19 protein-coding genes are annotated in these 21174 nt (G+C 65.5%); 6 read left to right on the top strand and 13 right to left on the bottom strand.

Annotated features, from left to right (window positions below):
- Positions 1–111: 111 nt before the first annotated feature.
- On the bottom strand, positions 112–1125 hold the full coding sequence (locus tag SG26_RS12105) for a nitronate monooxygenase family protein (protein ID WP_050037693.1): 1014 nt from the start codon (positions 1123–1125) through the stop codon (positions 112–114).
- A gap of 87 nt (positions 1126–1212) precedes the next feature.
- Here SG26_RS12105 and tmcA point away from each other — a divergent pair, with 87 nt between their 5' ends.
- From tmcA to SG26_RS12085, 5 genes are all read left to right on the top strand, one after another.
- Positions 1213–3450 (top strand): tRNA(Met) cytidine acetyltransferase TmcA, encoded by a 2238-nt coding sequence (tmcA, locus tag SG26_RS12100; protein ID WP_050037692.1) that lies wholly within the window; start codon positions 1213–1215, stop codon positions 3448–3450.
- Positions 3447–3944, top strand: coding sequence for a DUF456 domain-containing protein (locus SG26_RS12095; RefSeq protein ID WP_050037691.1), 498 nt, complete (start codon positions 3447–3449; stop codon positions 3942–3944). Before tmcA ends, SG26_RS12095 begins: the two co-directional genes overlap by 4 nt.
- Positions 3941–4105, top strand: a complete 165-nt coding sequence (locus tag SG26_RS21640) for a hypothetical protein (protein WP_175055156.1) — start codon at positions 3941–3943, stop codon at positions 4103–4105. Before SG26_RS12095 ends, SG26_RS21640 begins: the two co-directional genes overlap by 4 nt.
- Positions 4106–4226: 121 nt before the next feature.
- On the top strand, positions 4227–5828 hold the full coding sequence (locus SG26_RS12090) for a class I adenylate-forming enzyme family protein (RefSeq protein WP_050037690.1): 1602 nt from the start codon (positions 4227–4229) through the stop codon (positions 5826–5828).
- A gap of 76 nt (positions 5829–5904) precedes the next feature.
- Positions 5905–6879 (top strand): LLM class flavin-dependent oxidoreductase, encoded by a 975-nt coding sequence (locus tag SG26_RS12085; protein ID WP_050037689.1) that lies wholly within the window; start codon positions 5905–5907, stop codon positions 6877–6879.
- A 4-nt stretch (positions 6880–6883) separates the two neighbouring features.
- Here SG26_RS12085 and SG26_RS12080 read toward each other — a convergent pair whose 3' ends face one another.
- The 9 genes from SG26_RS12080 to SG26_RS12045 all read right to left on the bottom strand — a co-directional run bounded on the left by SG26_RS12080 (position 6884) and on the right by SG26_RS12045 (position 14485).
- Positions 6884–7615, bottom strand: a complete 732-nt coding sequence (locus SG26_RS12080) for a GNAT family N-acetyltransferase (RefSeq protein ID WP_014039779.1) — start codon at positions 7613–7615, stop codon at positions 6884–6886.
- A 68-nt stretch (positions 7616–7683) separates the two neighbouring features.
- Positions 7684–8043 (bottom strand): hypothetical protein, encoded by a 360-nt coding sequence (locus SG26_RS12075; RefSeq protein WP_044951721.1) that lies wholly within the window; start codon positions 8041–8043, stop codon positions 7684–7686.
- A gap of 11 nt (positions 8044–8054) precedes the next feature.
- Positions 8055–9716: an FAD-dependent monooxygenase gene (locus SG26_RS12070; protein WP_050037688.1), complete on the bottom strand. Its 1662-nt coding sequence runs from the start codon at positions 9714–9716 to the stop codon at positions 8055–8057.
- Entirely contained in the window at positions 9709–11373 is a 1665-nt protein-coding gene (locus SG26_RS12065) for an electron transfer flavoprotein subunit alpha/FixB family protein (RefSeq protein WP_050037687.1), read from the bottom strand. Before SG26_RS12065 ends, SG26_RS12070 begins: the two co-directional genes overlap by 8 nt.
- A gap of 2 nt (positions 11374–11375) precedes the next feature.
- The gene (locus SG26_RS12060; RefSeq protein WP_050037686.1) at positions 11376–12230 is read right to left on the bottom strand and encodes an electron transfer flavoprotein subunit beta; all 855 of its coding nucleotides are present in this window, start codon (positions 12228–12230) and stop codon (positions 11376–11378) included.
- A 204-nt stretch (positions 12231–12434) separates the two neighbouring features.
- Positions 12435–12764: a ferredoxin family protein gene (locus tag SG26_RS12055; RefSeq protein ID WP_004593526.1), complete on the bottom strand. Its 330-nt coding sequence runs from the start codon at positions 12762–12764 to the stop codon at positions 12435–12437.
- A gap of 12 nt (positions 12765–12776) precedes the next feature.
- The gene (locus SG26_RS12050; protein WP_255355517.1) at positions 12777–13769 is read right to left on the bottom strand and encodes an alpha/beta hydrolase; all 993 of its coding nucleotides are present in this window, start codon (positions 13767–13769) and stop codon (positions 12777–12779) included.
- Between the two features lie 131 nt (positions 13770–13900).
- The gene (locus tag SG26_RS21150) at positions 13901–14056 is read right to left on the bottom strand and encodes a hypothetical protein (protein WP_154020795.1); all 156 of its coding nucleotides are present in this window, start codon (positions 14054–14056) and stop codon (positions 13901–13903) included.
- Positions 14057–14113: 57 nt separating this feature from the next.
- The gene (locus tag SG26_RS12045; RefSeq protein WP_023843159.1) at positions 14114–14485 is read right to left on the bottom strand and encodes an Hsp20/alpha crystallin family protein; all 372 of its coding nucleotides are present in this window, start codon (positions 14483–14485) and stop codon (positions 14114–14116) included.
- A 251-nt stretch (positions 14486–14736) separates the two neighbouring features.
- Between SG26_RS12045 and SG26_RS12040 the strand changes: the two genes are divergently transcribed.
- Positions 14737–17178 (top strand): PAS domain S-box protein, encoded by a 2442-nt coding sequence (locus SG26_RS12040; protein ID WP_050037685.1) that lies wholly within the window; start codon positions 14737–14739, stop codon positions 17176–17178.
- A gap of 8 nt (positions 17179–17186) precedes the next feature.
- Here SG26_RS12040 and SG26_RS12035 read toward each other — a convergent pair whose 3' ends face one another.
- From SG26_RS12035 to idsA3, 3 genes are all read right to left on the bottom strand, one after another.
- A complete protein-coding gene (locus SG26_RS12035) occupies positions 17187–18926 on the bottom strand; it encodes a glutamate--tRNA ligase (protein WP_050037684.1) in 1740 nt (579 codons plus the stop codon).
- 180 nt (positions 18927–19106) lie between these two features.
- Entirely contained in the window at positions 19107–20042 is a 936-nt protein-coding gene (locus SG26_RS12030; RefSeq protein ID WP_050037683.1) for an ArsA family ATPase, read from the bottom strand.
- Between the two features lie 87 nt (positions 20043–20129).
- The gene (gene idsA3 / locus SG26_RS12025) at positions 20130–21170 is read right to left on the bottom strand and encodes a geranylfarnesyl diphosphate synthase (RefSeq protein WP_014039767.1); all 1041 of its coding nucleotides are present in this window, start codon (positions 21168–21170) and stop codon (positions 20130–20132) included.
- Between the last annotated feature and the right edge of the window lie 4 nt (positions 21171–21174).

Raw genomic sequence — 21174 nt, 5'->3', positions numbered from 1 at the left:
ATCATCAACTCGGCGCAGGCTGTACCCCATTCTGTGCCACCGGCCCTAAAAGCGCTTTCGAAGCCGAAATCGCGTGCCAGGCCGGCACACGGGTGCTGTCGGTGGGTCTGCCTACTTTACGGCCGCCGACGCATCGGCCAGCGCAGCCCTCGCGTCGGAGACAAGACGGGCAACCACCTCACCGGCGGGCCGAACGTTCTGTGCGAGGCCGGCGCTCTGACCGGCGTAGTGGGGCAGGGCTTCGACGTCGCCGGTCATGCCCGCAAGCGGGGGCATATCAGCAAGCCGACTGATCGGCTCGCCGTCTGGCATCTGTGCGATCTGTTCGGAATCGCTACCGTCGCTTTCCCCACCTGAATCGGCACCGGCCTGCTGCCTGACCTCATCAGTTTCGAGTACCCGGTGTGGCTGGTCCGGCCAGCCCCGGTCGAACAGTTCGGTGAACCGCGTCGCCGTCTCGGGCGCGTCGACGATGCGTTCCCGGTAGGTCTCGTGTGCCCCCGATTCTGTGGTCGCCACGAACCGAGTGCCGAACCAGCCGCCGTCAGCCCCAAGTGTCAGCGCCGCCGCGAGGCCGCGACCGTCGCCGAGACCGCCGGCCGCGACGACGGGTACGTCGACGGCGTCGGCCACTCGCGGGAGCAGGGCGAAAGTCGTCACGTCGCTCTGGACGTGGCCGCCGGCTTCCCGGCCCTGCGCGACCACGATATCGGCACCGGCATCGACGGCAGCCCTGGCCTCGGCGGCGCTGGCGACCGTTACCAGTGCTGTTCCGCCAGCCTCGTGCACCCGATCGATGTACGGCCCAGCATCGCCGAAGGAGAAGGAGACCACCGACGCGCCAGCGTCCAGACAGGCGTCGAGACAGGCCGACGGGAACAGGACGCCCGTCGACTCGTCGAGGACGACGTTGACACCGACCACGCCGTCGGTCGCGCTCGCGGCCGCCGTGTACGCATCACGGATCGCGTCGGCGTCGCGCCACGACATCGCCAGCATCCCGAGGCCGCCCGCGTCCGCGACTGCCGCAGCCAGTGCCGGTGTGGAGACGCTCCCGACCGGTGCCTGTACGACTGGGTGGTCGATACCTATCGCAGAGCAGAGCGGGGTCTGGAGGGGTGCCATGCCGGCGACTGTGTCCGATCCGGTAAAAGCGTACCTCGATAGCGCCGTGACCGTCAAGTCCATACTGGCGCGTCCGCCACCACCGGTATGGACATCGCGCGCTCGCTCCGAGCCGAGGCCCGCCGCGCAAACGAGCGGCGACTGCTCGTGCTGGCGGGCGACCCCGACCGGACGCGGGAGCGAGCGAGGGCAGCCCTCGACGCTGCGGATATCCCCAGCGCTGAGACGACCGTCGTCGGGCCGGAGCCGTTCCTCGACTGTGAACACCACGAGCAGTCCCGCGCCGAGGAACTCCTCGGGCGGACCCGGACGGCCGTCGTCGTCGATGCGCACGAGGAACTGCGGCCGGACGCGGTCGGGCGGACCGTCGGCGCGGTCGACGGCGGCGGCCTCTACGTTCTCCTCGCGCCGCCGCTGGACCGATGGCCCGAGGAGCGGGACGGGTTCGATGGCTCCCTCGCGGTCCCGCCGTTCAGGGTCGAGGACGTGACCGGCCACTTCCGCCAGCGGTTCGTCGAAACGCTGCGAGCGCACCGGGGCATCGCCATCGTGGACGCCAACACAGACACAATAGAGCAGGACGGCCTGACGGACCCGCCACCGAGCCGCCCGGTTCCGGCACCGACACCGCCCGCTGATTCGTGGTTCCGCTCCGAGACCTACGCCCAGTGTCTCACCGACGACCAGCGGGACGCAGTCCAGGCGTTCGAGACGCTGCGGAACGAGGGCGAGGCAGTCGTGGTCGAGGCCGACCGCGGCCGGGGGAAATCCAGCGCCGCCGGACTGGCCGCCGGAAACCTCGCCGTCGAGGGGCGGGACGTACTGGTGACCGCGCCGCAGTACCGGAGCACCGGCGAGGTGTTCACCCGGGCGGCACACCTGCTGGAGGCGCTCGGCGCTGATTTCACGCGCGACCAGGCATCCGGACCACAGCGGCTCGACGTTGCAGGGGCGGGCTGTGTGTGGTACGCACCGCCGGACGAAGCCGCGGCACTTCCGGACGACCCCGACGTGGTCATCGTCGACGAGGCCGCGGCCCTGCCGGTCCGGCGACTCGAACAGTACCTCGATGCTCCGGCGGTCGCTTTTACCACGACCGTCCACGGCTACGAGGGGGCGGGCCGGGGCTTCTCCGTGCGGTTCCGGGATCGACTCGCGGAGAGCGACCACACGGTTACCGACGTGTCGATGATGACACCGATCAGGTACAGCGACGCCGACCCCGTGGAGGTGTGGGCGTTCCGGGCGCTGTTGCTGGACGCCCGCCCGCCAGCCGACCAACTCATCGCGGATGCGACGCCGGAGAGCGTACAGTATCGCCGGCTCTCGACGGCTGACCTGCTCGCCGACGAACACCTGCTCCGGGAGGTCTTCGGCCTGCTCGTGCTGGCACATTACCGGACGGAACCCTCGGACCTGGCCCGGCTGCTCGACGCGCCCAATCTCACCGTTCGGGCGCTGACCCACGGGGGCCACGTCGTCGCGGTGGCGTTGCTGGCACAGGAGGGCGGGCTCTCGGCAGACACGCGAGCCACGATGTACGAGGGCGGGCGGGTCCGTGGGAACATGCTCCCGGACGTGCTGTCGACGCAGCTCCGGGACGAGGCCGCCGGGATTCCGGTCGGCCAGCGGGTCCTCCGCATCGCGACCCACGCCGCGGTCCGGTCCCGCGGGCTCGGCTCCGAACTCCTCTCGGAAATCAAGACGGAGTTCGCCGACCAAGTGGACTGGCTTGGGGTCAGCTACGGTGCGACGCCGGAACTCGTCCGCTTCTGGGCGGACAACGGTTACAGTACCGTGCACCTCGCCACCTCGCGGAACGCGACCAGTGGCGAGTACTCCGTCGTGATGCTGGACCCCTGTTCCGACGACGGGGCGGCGCTCTCGACCCGACACGGTGGATGGTTTCAGGACCGCATCGCGGCGGTGCTGTCAGACTCGCTCGACGACTGCGACCCCGACGTGGTTCGGGCAGTGCTACGAGCGACTGACAGCGAACCGTCCCTCTCCCTCTCTGAGTGGGAATGGCGGCTAGTTGCCGGCGTCCCCGGCGGTGCGTCGGTTCTCGACACGAACCCGAAGCCGTTCCGTGAACTCAGCCGGCGACACCTCTCAGACCCGGCCGACCCAGCCGCGCTTTCGCCACGGGAGGAGCGCCTGCTTGTCCGAAAGGTCTTGCAAGCGCAGCCGTGGCCGGCCGTTACCGAGGAACTGGCGTTCGTCTCTGAGCGGGAGTGTATGCGAACGCTGGGCGGAATAGTCGAAAGGTTGACGCGTCTGTACGGCGACGGTTGGGTACAGGAGGAACTCGATAGACACCAATGAGCCTGCTCGGCCTCGAAACGCTGCTGTTTGTACTCGCGTTTGTGCTCCTGGTCGGCGGCGTCATCGGTAGCCTTACGCCCCAGGTCCCCGGCGCGCTCGTCTCGCTCGCCGGCGTCTATCTCTACTGGGTCGCAAGCGGGATGACCGAACCCGGGACGGTCCTGCTCGTCCTGTTGACGCTGGTCGGCCTGCTGACGTGGGCCGTCGACATAGCGGGCGGTGCCGTCGCCGCACGCGTCGGCGGGGCGTCGAACTGGACGGCGGTGCTGGCCGGCCTCGTGGCGCTCGTCCTCTTTTTCGTCACCGGCCCGCTCGGCATCCTGCTGGGGGTCGCCGGCACGGTGTTCGTCGTCGAGTTCTACCGGCAGGAGGACGCTCGCGGGAGCGCGAAGGCCGCGCTCGTGACGACCGCCGGAATGCTGGCCTCCGGCGTCGTCCAGGCCCTGCTAACCGCGTCGATACTGGTCACCATGGTCGCCGTCGCGCTCCTATGACTCGGTGTGCCGAGGACGACTGCGAGAACGAGGCCGCGGTCGAACTCCACATCCCCTGGGACGCCAACCGCAAAGTGTGTCCGGACCACGCTCGTGTCTGGGCGCAGAAGGACGGCGTCGTCCCCGCGCCGATGGACGGCCACGAGGACGAGTGGCCGTAGACTGTTGTTCTCCCGATAGCCGTAGTAGTTCACACGAAGGTATTTAATCAGGGCTGTCAACCGTTCACGAAGAAAATATAATAATAATTGGGTTTGAATACGACAAGTGAGGCATGTTATCATGAAACGCGAGATGCTCACCACCGACTTCATCGACCGTGCAGCGGACATCTACGACGACGTAACCGGTATTGTCGCCCATGACGGTACCGAGTACACGTACGCTGAGGTAAACGAGCGGGTCAATCGGCTGGCACACGCACTGTCGGAGCGGGGCGTCTCGAAGGAGAGTCGCGTGGCCGTCCTCGCGCCGAACACACACTACTTCATCGAGACGCTGTACGCGACGAACAAACTCGGCGCGGTGTTCGTCCCGCTGAACTACCGGCTCGATCCCGCGAAAATCGAGTATATTCTGAACGACTGTGAAGCCGCAACGGTAATCGCTGACTACGATTTCGCAGAGAAGGTCCAGCCAGTACGGGACGACATCCCTGCGGAGACGTTCATCGGCTACGAGCCCGACCGTATCGACGGGGAATGGGAAGCCTACAGCGGTATCCTCGACGGGCAGCCGACAGCCGAACCGGACCGGCCGGACATGGCCGAGGACGACGACGCCAGCATCAACTACACGTCCGGCACGACGGGGGACCCGAAGGGCGTGGTCAGAACCCATCGGACCGAGAGTTGGCACGCGCTGGTGCTCAATCAGCACATGGAGATACGCGACGACGACACGTACCTCTGGACGCTCCCGATGTTCCACTGCAACGGCTGGGGCCACACCTACGCCATCACCGGGACCGGCGGCACCCACGTCTGTCAGCGGACCTTCGACGCCGCGGACACCTTCCGCCGGGTCCGTGAGTACGACGTGTCGTTCATGTGCGGCGCGCCGACGGTGCTGAACAAACTCATCCAGCACTACCGGGCTAACGACGGCGACGTCGTGACACAGGGCGACCGCGACGTGCGGATCGCGACAGCCGGGAGCGCGCCGGCGACGGCGACTATCGAACGCGTCGAAGACGAGTTCGGCTGGCGCATCATCCACATCTACGGCCTGACCGAGACGGCCCCGATCATCACGACCAGCAACTCCCCGCGGCGCATCGCCGAACGGGGCCGTGAACTCAAGGTCAAGCAGGGGTCCGAGGCGCTGTGTACCGACATCAGGGTCGTCGACGAGGACGGCACCGACGTGCCACACGATGGGACGGCCATCGGCGAGGTCGTGGTGCAGGGCAACCAGGTGATGGACCGCTATCTCAACAAGCCCGAGATTACCGAGGAGGCGTTCAACGACCGCGTCGAGGGGTACTTCCACACCGGCGACCTCGCGACGTGGGACGAGGACGGGATGATACAGATCATGGACCGCCGGAAGGACATCATCATCTCCGGCGGCGAGAACATCTCCTCTATCGAACTGGAAGACGAACTGTACGATCACCCCGATGTCCTGAAAGCCGCAGTCATTCCGGCTCCGAGCGAAGACTGGGGCGAGACGCCGATGGCAATTGTCGTTCCGACGGCCGACAGCGACGTGACCGAACAGGATATTCTCGAATTTCTCAGGGAACGCGTCGCGAGCTACAAGGTCCCCGCAGGCATCGACTTCCGGGACTCGCTTCCTGAAACGGCGACTGGGAAAATCCAGAAGTACGAACTCCGCGAGGAGTACTGGCAGGAACAGGAGCGCATGATCGGCCAGGAGTGAGCCTGCCGGAGTAGAGAAGAACAGCTTCGAGTTATCAACACGATTCTTTATTAGGGTTCCAGCGGTCGGTTACACCATGCATCTGGGAGTCGTCGTGCCACGCGTCGAGGACCACAGCACAATCGACCTGGCTGTCGAGGCCGAAAACTGGGGCTACGACTCGGTCTGGCTGAACGAACTGTGGGGTGCCAGCTCCGTCGTCGAACTCACAGACATTGCGACACGGACAGAGGACATCGAAATCGGCAGCGCGATACTCAACGTCTTTTCGCGGTCGCCGGCCGTGCTGGCGATGACAGCGACGACCCTCGACAGGGTCTCAGACGGGCGAGCGGTGCTGGGCCTGGGAACGAGTACAGCCCGGTCCATCGAGAACATGCACAGCATGGAGTTCGAGCGACCGGTCCGTCGCGCCCACGAAACCATCGACATCGTCAAACAGCTCATGACGAGCGACGAGCGGGTGACCCACGACGGCGAGGTTGCGTCGGTGAGGGGGGTTCCGCCGCTAGACCGCGACGTGCCGGTGTACCACGCCGCGCTCGGGCCGGCGAACAGGCGAGTCGTCGCCAGACTCGCCGACGGCTGGCTCCCACACATGATCCCGTTCTCCGAACTGGAGTCGGCGTTCGACTACATCGTGGAGACGGCACGCGATGCCGACCGCGACCCGAGCGAGATTACCGTCGCACCGTACGTGCCGGCGGTGGTCCACGAGGATTCCGAGCGGGCGACCGAGGAACTCCGTCAGCACATCGCCTACTACGTCGGCAGCGGCGAGGGGTATCGCCGGGCTGTCGCGGAGACGTATCCGGACCGGGCGGAGCGCATCGCCGACGCCTGGCAAGCGGGTGACCGCGGGGAGGCGACGGAGCTCGTCACTGACGAGATGACGGCTGACCTCGGCATCGCCGGGACGCCGGAACAGGCACAGGAGAAACGGGATAGAATTGCGGACAGGGCTGTCATCGACCGGCTTCTGCTAACTGTGCCACAGCAGGTCGACGGGGAGCTTGCTCGAACGACGATTCGGGCGCTGGGGCGGACGTAGCGCGCTACAGGTCGATCTCCATCATCACCTCATCGGCGTACTCGTCGCCGAACTTGTAGTGGTCTTCACGGACGGCTTCGGTGTCCCAGCCGTGGCCTTCGAGGAACTCGATCGCGTCTTCGTTCGTCGATGGGACAGAGTTGTACAGCTTCTCGTAGCCGTTCGACGCCGCCCACTCGGTGCCCCGGGCGAGCAGCTGGGAGCCGATGCCGTGACCCCGATAGCGGTCAAGCACGCCCAGCGTTAGCTCTGCGGTGTGGCTGAGTTTCTCCACTTCAGGGTGTTTGAGGTGGACCCACCCGACAACGTCGTCGTCGATGCAGGCGACGAAGAAGATGCGCGACTCCAGTTCGTTGTGCCGGAGCAGCACGCCCTCGCTGTCCACCACGTCGGCGACGGTCTCCGCGTCGACGTACTCGCCGCCGCCGATAGCGGCTCGGATGGCCCCGACAAGGCCGGTCAGGTCCTCCTGACGGGCCTGCCGAATGGTGAACTCGATGTCGTCGGCCTCGAACTCCTCCTCGACGGTGTCGTTGTACGCGATGCGGAGTTCCCCGTCGATTTCTGCCAGCACGCCGTCCCGTTTGAGTATCGCGACGTGATGGCCGAACGGGCGCGGGTCCATCTGCAGCGACGTCCGTGCGGCTCGTGGCTCAACTGACCCGTGCGATTCGATGTACTCGTAGATGTCCCGTCGGTCCTCGTGGTCGAACTGCAGTGGCTCTGTTAACTCCATGGTATCTGCTACCACGAGACAGTACTTAATCCTTTATCAAAAACCATGTACTTCCCAGTAAACGGTCGCTACTGCTCCGGAACGCCGGTCAGAAGGACTGCCACGTCACGGGCGTTATGCGTGTCGACGAGCAGTTCTGCGGCCGCTCTGACGCTGTAGGTGCCGGCTAACTCCACGCCGTAGCAGGCGGCGTAGCAGTCCAGCCAGTCGTTCATCGTCCGTTCGAGCCGCTCAAACTCCGCTTCGGAGAACCGGACCCACGACCCGCCGGTCCGGGCCTCGCAGTACAGAGCCACCGTTGGACCGAACCCCTCACGCAACAGTTCCATCGCTCGCTCCTCGTCCGGCGGGTCGGGGTCCAGCGACTCGTGGACCTGCTCGGCCCGGCGGGAGAGCGCCCGAATCCGGTCGTCGTACTGGCCGCTCATCACCGAACAGGTCACCCCTGCTTGAACTCGACGCCCTTGCCGCCGGCGGGGTGTTCCCACTCGGTGTCGGCGACGATGGCACAGGTGCCACACTCGACGCAGGGCTGGGTATCGAGGCTCACGAGGTGTTCCTTGGTCCCGTTGGTCTGGACCATCTCGTCGCGGTAACAGCCACCGCCGAAGTCCTCGGCGCTGACCGGGCAGGCCGTGACGGCGGTGCCCGAGGCCTCGAAGGACTTGTCGACCAGTTCGATGTGCGGGTCGCCCACGTCGTAGGTCAGGTCGCCGATACGGTCGGCCAGGTCCGGCGGCGAGACGGTGTTCTCGTCGGTCACGGGCTCGCCCAGTTCCTCCGCGATGACCGTTGGCAGCGTCACGTAGGGCAGTTTGGTGTCGGGGATCATCGACACCATGCGCGGCGACGAGTAGGCCCGTTCGAGCAGTCCGCCTGCCGCGCGGACCCCGAACCGGCCGACGGCGGACTCGGCGATAGCGTTCGAGAGGTCGTCGACGGGGCCGAGTTCGCCGAGCTGTCCGAACACCTTGTATCCGGTTGGCCGGAGCTTGTCCATCACGCCCTCGTCGTGGAGTTTCTTTTCGTACAGTTTGCCGGCCTGAGACGTGTCCCCGCGTGCCCTCGCGTCGGCGAACGCCTCGGCGGCCAGCGCCCCGGCGGTGACCGCGTGGTTCATCCCCTTGATGATGGGGCCCTGAGCCTGCATCTGACCGGCGGCGTCGCCGACCAGCACGAGGCGGTCCTTGTGCGGGGAGGGATGGGCCGCCTTCTTCGAGTCCGGAACCAGTTTCGCACTGTACTCGCGCTCGTCGTACTCGTCGCCGAGCCACTGGGCCATGAGCGGATGCGTGAGCAGGCTGTCGAGCAGTTCGTGGGGCTCCGCCCGTTCCTCAGCGATAGAATCGAGGTGGAACACGGTGCCGATAGACAGCGAGGACTCATTGGTGTAGAGGAAGCCGCCACCACGGACGCCGTCGAACAGGTCGCCCGAGAACAGGTGGGCCGCGCCGTCGTCGGGAGCCACGTCGAACCGGTCGTTGATGACCTCGGGCTCCATGTCGACGACCGCCTTCACGCCCTGGAACCACTCCTCGGGCTCTTCCCAGTCCATCAGCCCGGCGTCCCGGGCGAGTTCGGAGTTGACGCCGTCGGCCGCCACCACGAGGTCGGCTTTGATTGGGTCTAGTTCCTCGGTCGTCACGCCGACGATTTCGCCCCGCTCGCGGAGCAGGCCGGTGACGTGGACCTCGGTCAGCAGGCCGCCGCCGGTCTCCCGGGTGCGCTCGTGGACCTGCTGGGCGAGCCAGGAGTCCATCTTCCGGCGCAACACCGCGTCGGCCCACGCCGTGTCGTGGTGGTGCAGGTCGCCGATGTCGAAGGATTTCACCTTGTCGCCGGCGATGTTGTGGATGAGGTTCTCCGTCACCGGCCGCTCCGTCGCTTCCTCGCGGAAGTCGGGAAACAGCCCGTCGATGGTGTAAGGGGCCGACTCCTCCGCGTAGATGAGCCCGCCCGAGACGTTCTTCGAGCCGGCGTCGACGCCGCGTTCGAGCACCAGCGTCTCCACGCCGTTCCGTGCGAGGGTCGCCGCCGCGGCCGCTCCGCCCGGTCCGCAACCGACGACGACCGCCTCGTACTCCTCGTAGGCGTCAGTCATCGCTGGCCTCCATCATCGCACCGAGTTCACCGGCTTCGACGGCCTCGGTCAACCGCGGGAGCACCTCGAACAGGTCGCCCTCGATGAGGTAGTCCGAGAAGTCCCGGATGTCGGCATCCGGATCGGTGTTGACGGCGATGATTGTATCGGACTCGTCACAGCCCACCTTGTGCTGGATCGCGCCGGAGATGCCCGCCGCGATGTACACGTCGGGTTCGACCTCCTGTCCGGACTCGCCGATCTGGCGCTCCTCGGTGACGTACTGCTCGACGTGACCGTCGAAGGAGTACGACGAGGTGATGACGCCCCGCGAGAGCCCCAGGTCGGCGTCCTCGAAGGCGTCCACGAGGTCCAGCGCCTGCTCGATGCCCCGCGTCGGGTCGTCGCCGATACCACGACCCACGGCGACGATGACGTCGTTGCCGGTGAGGTCGACACCGCCCGAGAGGCGGTCGTACTCCTCGACCTCGACTTTGAACCAGTCCTCGTCGAGGTCCATCTCGTAGTCGACGACCTCGCCGTCGCGCTCGTAATCTGGGTCAGGCATCTCGAAGCTCCCCGGAATCACCGACGCCCCTTGCGGGTGGAAGTCCCGGTTGGGCTTGTCGATACAGAGAATCGTCGAGTACTCGAACCCGGAGAAGTCCGGGCGCTTCATGTGCAACACCCGTTCGAACTCCTTCTTGTCACCGGCGGTGCCGACTTTCGCGGGGTTGGAGATCATCGCGCTCTCGATGTACAGCCCCGAGCAGTCCGACGCCAGCCCGGAGTCAAGTTCACCCTGGACGAGCGCCGAGAGGTCCCGGCCGTTGTTCGTCGCCGGGAAGACAGCGTAGCGCGGCTCGTGGTAGTCCTTCCACGCCACCTCTTCGCGGCCCTCCGCAGCCAGTTCTCCACCGGACCGGGCCATGTCACAGAAGATTTCGGTGTATGGCTGGTGACGGAACCGTTCTAGACGGGGGTCCTCGTGGTAGACGACGAGGTCCGCGCCGTAGGCGATGACGTCCTCGACGTGGTCGCTCGCGTCGGCCCCGATGAGCACGGCGACCACGCGCTCGTCCTCATCGTAGTCCTCGTTGTAGGTGTCCATCAGTTCCCGGGCCTTCCCGAGCATCTCCTTCGAGACGTCGACGAGTTCGCCGGCCTGGGTCTCGCAGTACACCCACATGTCGCGGTACTCTGCCCCGACGGTCCCTTCGACCCACTGTTTGTCGTTGGTCGGGTGGTCGAGTTCGGGATACTTCTCCTCCGGCGGAACGTACTCGACTTCCGCCGTCTCCTCACCCTCGGCTTCCTCGGTCCCTTCGACGGACCCGATGCGGCTCTCTATCTGGGACTTCGCCGTCTTGCGGTCCTGGCCCGCTTTCTCGCGTTCGAGCAGGTCTCTGAGCACGTCGCCGTCGTCGACCTCTCGAACCATGTTCGCCACGTCGGCAACCGTGAGGTCAGCGAGGTCGACGGTTTCCGGGTCCATCTCGCCGTCGCCCTCGTCCTCGACTTTCTCGATGCGGTCCTCGATGAGCGTCTTGACCGGGACTCGATCCTCGCCGTCTTCCTCCAGCGCCAGCATCGCCCGCAGTTCGTCCGCGTCGTCGACGTCCTTGATTTTCGGGCCTAGCTCGGCGATCTCGTGTTCCGTGGGGTCGATGTCAGGCATGGTCAGTCACCTACCGCGTACGGCGTAAGTTCGTCCAGTATCGGCTCCAGCGCCTCGCTGTCGTCGGCTTCAATAATCGTCGCCTCACGCTCGGAGGGAGCCTTCGGAATCGGGTCGACACCGGAGACAATGGTCGGGGATCCGTCGAGCCCGATGTAGTCCGGGTCGAGATTGAGGTCCTCGTGGTCCCAGACCGTGAGATAGTCCTCGTACTCTTCGGCCCGCTTCTGGGTCTCCTCTCGGAGGTCCTTGTGGTTCAGCCGGTGGCTCGCCTTCCGGTAGGTCGGTTCGAACTCGGGGTCAGCGACGATGAAACACGGCATCGGCGCTTCGACCGTCTCGATCTCGGAGATGTCGCCATCGACCAGCCGCTTGGCCCGGACGGTACCGGCGTCCTCGTCGATGTCGAGCGAGACGACGTGGGTAATCATCGGCCAGTCCAGACACCAGCAGGTCTGTGGGCCGGTGTGACCCGTCTCGCCGTCAGCAGTTTTGAACCCGGCAAACACCAAGTCCGGCTGGTCGTCGAGGTTCTGGAGGCCAGTGGCGACAGTCATCGCAGTGGCCCACGTATCTGCGGCCCCCATCTCGCGGTCCGAGAGGAGATAGAGGTCGTCGGCGTACACGTCCCGCATCCCCTCCTGTAAGACCTCTTTGTATCCCGGCGGCCCCATGCTCATCAGCGAGACGTGCCCCCCGTTGCGGACTTTCGTCTGGAACGCCGCCCGAAGCGCGTGCTTGTCGTTGGGGTTCATCACCGTCGGTGTCTTCCCGCGTTCGAGATGGCCATCCTCGTCGAACGATACCTGTCCCTCGCGGAAGTCCGGAACGCCTTTCGTCATAACGACTGTGTGCATGGTATCACGACCCTCGTGAGTGTATCTCACACAAGAATCTATAATAAATGTATGTTTACAAATCTGTATGACAGGTAGGCGTATCTGTCTCAGGGGTTGTAGAATCCAGGTAACACGCTGTATGACGACAGCCTGACAGCTATGGGGCGTTTATATTTAGGGTGTGGAATGCTGTAATCCCGCGGAAACAGGGGGTCCGATAGCTCAGATGCGACCGGCGCGGCCCGGGTCCACGTCGATGGCATCGACCGGACACACGTCGACACAGAGCATGCAGTCGATGCACTGCTCCTCGTGGGCGGGGTCGGCCTTGATTTCGCTCTCCGGATGATCCGGCGTGTCGACCCACTCGAATACGTCGACAGGGCAATCCTCCAGACACGCGCCGTCGGCGATGCAGATATCGAAGTCGACGGCGACGTGTGTCCCGTGGATACCCAGTTCCTCGGGTTCGTCGACCGGCCCCCAAACGTCGTGTCCGTCGTGCTGTTCGACAACGTCGCGGTTCTCCTCGAACTCCGGATCTATGGCCATTGGTATCTTATCTCACTTTTGGGAGCTACTTAACTTTTCGACCTGACCGTCAGAATCCGGGGCCGTCGCGGCGATCCGGGCCCGAGTGTCCCCCGGTCCGAGATCATCGATACGGTCGGCCGGTCCCGGCAGGTTGCCGCCGGGCAAGCCGGTTCTCTCGCCTGCACCGGCCGCGTCACCGGTATCCGGACCGCCGACTCCGACCCGCCGGATGAACTCGACGGTCCGTTCGTACACGTCATCGTAGTTCGCCCCGTGGAAGGGGAAGCCGTGATCCGACGGCACCGTCTCGTGGACGACATCGGTCATCGGCCCGAGCGCGTCGGCCAGTAGCTCGGACTGGGCTGGCGGGACGACGTCGTCGTTGGTCCCGTGGAGCAACAGCGTCGGCGGGGCGTCGGTGTTCACCTGCCCGACCGGCGAGGCGAGGTCGTAGGCCGCGGGTTCGTCGTCGGGTCCGCCGGTGAGATACGCGCGGTGGGGCGCGTCGGCTTCGTCGTCAGCGGCGTTATCGAGTGCGTGGAAGTCGTAGATGCCGGCGTAGCCGACGACAGCCGACAGTCCCGAGGACGCGCCGGGGTACAGTTCGGGTTCGAAACCAGGTTCATCCGCCGTCAGCGCTGCCAAGACAACGAGATTCGCGCCCGCCGAGTGGCCGACGCCGACGATGTGGTCAGTGTCCGCGCCGTAGCTCTCGCCCTCCGTTCTGGCCCACTCGATAGCGGCTTTCACGTCGACCAACGCCGCCGGGAACGTCCACTCCGGCGCGAGGCGGTACTGGGGCTCAATGACGAGGAAGCCGTCCGCCGCGAGGTCGAGCGCGTGCCGTGCGAACTCGCCCTTGTCGCCGGACGTGAACGCGCCGCCGCGGACGAGCACGGCAACCGGTTTCGGGCCGCTGGCCGCTGGCGAGTCGTACAGGTCAAGCGTCAGCGTCACGCCGTCCATCTCGTGGAACGGGATATCCCGCTGGACGGTTACCGACTCGGGAGCGGTATCTGTCACGGGCTACAGTCGGGCCGTCGCGGACATAAGCCCGACGCTATTCGCTCTCGACGCCGTGGTCGAGCGAGGCGTCGGCATCGCGGGCGTCCAACGACGCCTCAGCACCGACCAGTGCCACCACAGTCGCTGGATCACACGGTCGCGATAGCCGACTGGTCACTGCTGCGTTCCTGCAGGCGAACGAAGTCACCGCTGCTGAACTCGCTGTCCGCCGGAGGCTGCCGGTCGATGACTGCCATCCCACTCCCCGGCTCTCTGTTCTTGAGTGGCCTGACAGTCAGTTGCATCGTTCTGAACGAAGCGAAAAAGCTCGGTTCTCGGGCGGTACGCCTGTGGCCCGACGGTCAGCCTTCGACCTCGATCTGCTTGCCGCGGGCCGTCGCGCCTACCTCGACGGGCAGGCGCACCTTGAGGATACCGTTGGTGTAGTTCGCGGCGATACCCTCGTCGTCGACCCGCTTCGGGAACCGGAAGCGTCGGTGGTACGTCCGACGCTCGCCGCGCTGTTCGTCCTCACGTTCGGCGGCGATGTTCAACATGCCGTCGTCCCAGGAGACGTCGATGTCCTCGACGTCAAAGCCCGGGAGCTCGACGTTGAGGACGAACTCGTCGTCCTCTTCGTACAGTTCGTAGTCGTCGCTACCGGTTTCGAGTAGGCGGGACGGGAGGTCAAGACCGCGCATCCAGGAACTCGGTGTGGTTGTTGGCAGTGCCATTGGCCATCACCTCGTGCCCATTTGACACTAGTGTTGCAGTTCGTAAAAAATCTTACTAACCATGGTATATGACAACAAACAGTAATTCAGCTCATCGAGAGTTTAAAATAACCACTGCAAGTAGGCCCCAGTCGGGTTAGAAGGTATGATTCGGGTAATGAGGAGACCGACTACAGGCAAGCGTATTTTTTACTAATAATACCCATCTATCGATAAGATAAAGTGGGAATAGGAGTATCGTTACTGGAACGATGTACGGCCGCTTCGTGACGGCCCTGTGGGTCCTGACGGGCCTTTCCGCGGTGTTTTCACTGCTCGCGTGGCGCAAGCGGGAGGACCCTGGCGGGACGCCGATGGTGGTGTTTCACCTCGCTCTGTCAGTCGGTGCTGCCAGCTACGCCGTCGACATCACCGCGACGACGCTGTCGACCCAGTTGCTTGCCCGACAGGTCGCGACCATCGCGCAGGGTGCAGTCGCCATCTCCTGGCTGCACGCCGCGTTGCAGTACGCCGACTTCGACCGGGCGGTGACGCGCCGGGCCGTCGGGCTACTGTCGCTTGATCTACTGATGCTGATGGCCGTGCTCGTCTTTCCGGGCGTATCGCTGTTCGACCTCCCGCCCAGCGGCTCCGTGGGGTCGCTGGTGGTGACGCCCGGGACCGGCCTCACAGCGGTGTTCGTCGCCCACATGGCGACGATTCTGATTGCGGCACTCGCCGGGACAGTCGTTCTCGTTCAGTTGTTCGTCCGCTCGCGACACCTGTACCGAACACAGGCCGCTGCCGTCCTCGTCGCGGCGCTGGCTCCCTGGACCATTGCGCTGACCCAGCAGTACTTCCTACAGATACCCGAAGACGCCACGATTTTCGCCTGGGGGGTCTCCGGGATAGCGATGACGACCGGGCTCTACACGTTCAAGACACTCGACCCGGTGCCAGCCGCCCAGGAGACCATCGTCGAGCAGATGGGCGATGGAACGCTCGTTCTGGACGTCGACGGTTGTATCAGCCACGCGAACCCAGCGGCCGAAACCCTCCTCGCTGGCCCCGAGGAAACGCTCGTGGGCCAGCAAGTAGACGCCGTCATCCCAACCTGGGACAAAGTCGCGGTCGACGACAGTGGGCAGTCAGACTGGTCGGAACTCGCGCTCTCCGTGGACGGCCAGCAGCGGTTCGTCGAACTAGAAGTGTCACCGTTTACCAACCGGTTCGACGGGCTCGTCGGCCGGCTCGTCGTCCTCCGGGACGTCACGGAGCGGAAGCAGCGCGAACAGCGGCTGGCGCAGTACAAGACGATTTTCGAGGGCGTCAGCGAACCCGTCTACGTCCTCGACGAGCACGACCGGTTCGTCACGTACAACGACCCGTTCGCCGAACTGGTCGGTACCGTCGAGGACAGTCTCGTCGGCGAACGCTTCGAGACGGTGCTGGGACAGATGGAAACCGAACCGATGGACGACGAGCCGGGAGAGTTCCTGATCCGGACCGCGTCCGGCGAACAGGTCCCCTGTGAAGTCGATGCGGCGGACATCGAACTGGCCAGCGGTGAGTCCGGCCGCGTCGGCATCGTCCGTGACATCTCACAGCGAAAGGAAATCGAGTCCGAACTCGCAGTGACGACCGAGCGCCTAGAGACGCTCGTCGAGGCCGCCCCGCTCGCGATTGTGGCGATGGACACCGACGGGGTCGTCGAGGTCTGGAACCCCGCCGCGACAGAGCTGTTCGGCTGGTCTGCGGACGAGGTTCTGGGCGAAACGGTCCCCGTTATCCCGGCCGAAAATCGACGGCAGACCATCGAGCTTCATGCGCAGGTACTCGAGGGCGAGCGTCTGGCAGGCCACGAAACGGAACTCCAGCGAAAAGACGGGAGCCACGTCGACGTGAGCCTCGCTGCTGCCCCGATTCGCGGCCTCAGTGGTTCTGTGGTCGGTAGCGTCTCCGTCATCACGGACATCACCGACCAGAAGCGGCGGGAGCGACAACTCCAACTCCAGAACGAGCGGCTGGACGAGTTCGCCAGCCTCGTCAGCCACGACCTCCGGAACCCCTTGCAGGTCGCCAGCGGCCATCTGGAACTGGCGTCACAGGACGCTTCGGCGGACGTACGCGAGTCGATAACGGCCGCAACGGACGCCCTCAATCGGATGGAGACGCTCATCGACCACACCCTGACGCTGGCCCGCGAGGGGCGTGACATCGGCGACCCCGAACCGGTGTCGCTCCGAGACACGTTCGCTCGAGCGTGGGACGCCGCGCCAACGAGCGCGGCCGAGCGCCGGATTCGGGACCCGCCGGAGCGCGTACTGGCCGACCCCGACCGCCTCGTCGAACTGTTCCAGAACCTCGTACGAAACGCTGTGGAACACGGCAGAGACGGTGCTACTCCCGAATCCGGGCCAGCGGCCGACGGGGCAGGGGCGGTCACCATAACGCTCGGAGCCACGCCGGACGGCTTCTACGTCGCCGACGACGGTCCGGGGATTCCGCCGGACCAGCGCGACGCCGTTCTCGAATCGGGCTACAGTACGAACGATGACGGCACCGGGTTCGGCCTGTCGATAGTCGAGACGATTGCCGAGGCCCACGGCTGGGAACTGAAAATTACCGACAGCGAGGACGGCGGCGCCCAGTTCGAGTTCAGCGGCGTCGAGATCGAGACACAGGGCGAAGAACCGACCGCAGAGTCGTCGTGACGGCGGCCTCAGGGATGGGTGAAGTACGCGACGGACTCCGTGTCCGGGTCGTCCGCGACCTCGTCGAGGCGGGCGAAGCCGATGCGTTCGAACTGAACCACCTCGTCGGCGTCGTAGTGGCGCAGTCCCGGTTCGGCCACGCCTGACACGTCGCCGTCCATCGTCCGGAGGCGGACCTGTGGCCCATCAGCCGGTGCCCAGTGAATCACGTCGACGCCCTCCTCGCGGACGGCGTCGATGTCGTCGCCGGTGTACTCGAAAGCGTCGCGGGTGTGGCGGACACAGCCGTACCCCTTGAGCCAGATCCGTTCGCCGTGGCTCGGTAGGTCGTCACCCTCGACGACGACCCCGCTGGTTACCGGAATCTCGCGGCGGCCACGCTCCTCGAAGTCCGGGTGCAGTGGCGGTTCGCCGGCGTCCGGCCCGCCGACGACCTGCCGCTCGACGAGGCCGCCGTGGTCGTCGCTGTTCCGGACGAAGAACGCCCGGTCCGAGTCGTCGTCGATGAGGTCGCGGTTGTTCGAGTAGATCGACGACATCGCCAGATCGACGTTGGAGGTGGACGTGCCCAGTTGAATCATCGCGTCGACGACGGCCTCGCCGCGGATGCCGCGCCGTTCGAGGCTGGCGACGGTCGGCGCGCGGGGGTCGTCCCAGCCCGCCAGTTCGCCGTCCTCAATGAGTTCGGCGATGCTTGACGTCGAGAGGGGCACGTCGTACTCGTCGACCTGGACGTGGCCCCAGTGGATGACCTTGGGGTACTCCCAGCCGAAGTAGTCGTAGACGAACTGCTGGCGTTTCGCGGAATCCTGCAGGTCGATGCCGCGGATGATGTGCGTGACGCCAAGCAGGTGGTCGTCGAGCCCGCTCTGGAAGTCCAGCATCGGCCAGCAGCGGTACTCCTCGGCCGCCTCGCGCGGGTGGGGCGTGTCGACCATCCGGAAGGCGACGAAGTCTCGCAGCGCGGGGTTCTTGTGGGTGATGTCGGTCCGGACCCGCAGCACCATCTCGCCGCTGTCGTACTCGCCGTCGACCATCGCTTCGAACTCCGAGCGCGTGGTCTCGGCGTCCTTCTCCCGGTGGGGGCAGGCCTCGCCGTTGTTCTTCAGGTCCGAAAACTCACCCTGCGGGCACGAGCAGGTGTAGGCCCCGCCCTTGTCGATGAGCTTGCGAGCGTACTCGTAGTACGTCTCGACGCGGTCGCTGGCGTTGACCACGTCGTCCGGTTCGAAGCCGAGATAGTCGATTGCGTCCAGAATTGCGTCGTAGGCATCCAGATCCGGCCGCTTGGTCTCGGGGTCGGTGTCGTCGAAGCGGCAGATGAACTCCCCGTCGTAGCGCTGTTTGTACGTCCCGACGACAGCGGCCATCCGCGCGTGGCCGATGTGCCACGGCCCGTTGGGGTTTGGCGCGACGCGCATCCGGACGGTGTCGTACTCCTCGGCGTTGGGCAGGTCCGGCAGCGGGTGGTCTTCACCCTCGTCCTCGCTCTCCAGTTCTTCGAGTTTGTCCGGCGCTAACTCCGCCAGCCGCTCACGGCGTTCCTCGGCATCCATGCCGTTGACCCGCTCGACGACCGGGGCGATAACGCCCGGAATCTCGTCGCCGTACTCGCGGAACTCCGGGTTCTCGCCCATGAGTGGCCCCATGATCGCCCCGACCTGTGCCTCGCTGTCGTGTTTGACCGCGTTGAGGAGCGCGTTCGTCTCCGCCGCCTCCGTGATTCGGTCTCGCAGCTCGTCGTCCATTACCGGGACCTGCGACTGGGAGGGTCAAAACGCCGTCGGACCACCTTTTTCATCGTCGGGTGGCTCGCGATGCTCGCCACCACTCCTTGAAAAACGTGGGCGAAAAAGGCCGGAACCTCACTAAGTTCGGTTCCGGTGAACCGCGCTCCCTTCGCTCGCGCGGATGCTCGTCTTTACAGGTCACTTCACATCCACCAGAGACTCCGCAACCCTGTCCAGCGCGCTAATACCAGTCACCTCGCCGGACTGGTCGGGAATCGTCCACACGTCAAGGTCGGGCAGCGACTCCCGAAGCGCGGCAATAGACTCTTGCTGTACCACCTGCTTCCCCTGACAGCGCTGACAGTCGCCGGCGTCCTCGATGACCTTGTTCACGACCAGCGTCGTCACCGGCACCTCGAACTCCCGGAGCTTCCCGACCAAGCGCTCCGTCTCGCGGACGGCCATCGTCTCCGGAATCGTGACGACCCGGAACGCCGTCTGTTCGGGGTCCCGCAGGACCATCCCGACCCGCTCCATCCGCTCGCGCATCGCGGTGAAGTCGTCCGGGCCGTCGTCGCGCCGGTTCGCCATCGGGCCGAACATCATGGTCCGGGCGGTGTTGACCTTCCGGCGGACCTGATCCCGGAGGTCCATCGCCGTCGCGACGCCGCGGTCCATCACGGACGGGAGGTCGAGCAGGCGGAGCGTGTGGCCGGTCGGCGCAGTGTCGAACACCACGCGGTCCCAGCGGTCGCTCTCGATGTACGTCGCCATGCCCTCGATGGCCGCCAGTTCGTCGCTGCCGGGCATCACGCCGGTCGTGAACAGGTCGGCGATTTCGTCCTCGTCCATCCGAATGCCGGCGTCAGCAAACTCCGACGCCAGCGCCTCGAACAGCGACCGGTAGCGGTCGATACCGGTCTGTGGGTCGATCTCGACACCCCATAGCCCCGACTTGATTTCCGTCGGGTCGCCGCCGACGTCGGTTTCGACGGCGTCGGCCAGCGAGTGTGCGGGGTCGGTGGAGACGACCAGTGTCTCGTGGCCCGCTGTTGCCAGCCGGTGACCGGTCGCCGCCGCAACTGTGGTCTTGCCCACGCCGCCCTTGCCGCCGTAGAGGAGGAACCGAGTCACACGACTGCCTAGGGGCTGACCGGTCTTAGTTGCTGACCAGCACTGTTCAGGGTCGAAGGACGCGGGAAAAACGGACTGTCGGAGCGCTCAGTAGTCGCGCTCGACGAGGTAGTTCGCGATGCCTTCGAGCAGATACCGGGACTCGTTGTCCGGCAAGACTTCGAGGTTCTGCTTGCCGCTCGCGATGAGGTCCTGCCCGGTCTGGCGGGCGTATTCGATTGACCCTACCTCTCGCAGACGCTCGACGGCGTCGTCGATTTCGGCTTCCGAAACGGCCTCGACAGAGTCCGTGTCGACGAGGTCGCCCACGTCGACGCCCTGCTGGCGAGCGTGCAGCGTCACCAGCGTCTGCTTGTTCTCGACGAGGTCGGACCCGCGCTGCTTGCCGAGTTTCTCAGAGGGCGTCGTCAGGTCCAGCAGGTCGTCCTGAATCTGGAACGCACGCCCCACGTCGAGCCCGTAGTTGTACAGGGCGTCGACGGTCTCCGCGTCGGCCCCGAGCAGCGTGGCCGGGATCGAGGCGGCCGCGCCGTACAGCACGGCCGTCTTGAGTTCGACCATCTCCAGGTACTCCTCGGGCGTGACGACGTCGCGTTGCTCGAACTCGATGTCGAGGGACTGGCCCTCGCAGATGCGGGTACACGTCGTCGCGAGTCGCTTGTTCGCCTCGACGGTCCGCTCGGGGGCCGCGCCCGTATCGAGCAGGAACTCGAACGCCTTCGAGTACAGCGTGTCGCCGGCGAGAATCGCCGTCGAGAGGTCGTACTCCTTGTGGACGGCGGGCACCCCGCGTCGGAGCGCGTCGTCGTCCATGATGTCGTCGTGGATAAGCGTGAACGTCTGGATGACCTCGATAGCGAGGGCGGCCGACATCATATCGGCCTGCCCGCCCTCGAGCGTCGGGAAGTCACGGTAGTCTGCCGTCAGCGGGTCGACGTCGAGCAGCGACTCCGCGACCAGCAGCAGGACCGTCGGGCGGAGCCGTTTCCCGCCCGCGTCCAGCAGGTAACGCGACGCCTCGTAGAGGTGGTCCGGCTTCTGCACCGGAAGGTCCTCGGGGAGGGCGTCGTTGACCCGGTCTCGTCGGGCGACAATCGCGTCTTCGACCTGCTGATGGCGTTCGGACATCGAT

Source organism: Haloarcula sp. CBA1115, assembly GCF_000827835.1.
GTDB lineage: Archaea > Halobacteriota > Halobacteria > Halobacteriales > Haloarculaceae > Haloarcula > Haloarcula hispanica.
This window is presented reverse-complemented; position numbering and strand designations above follow the sequence as displayed.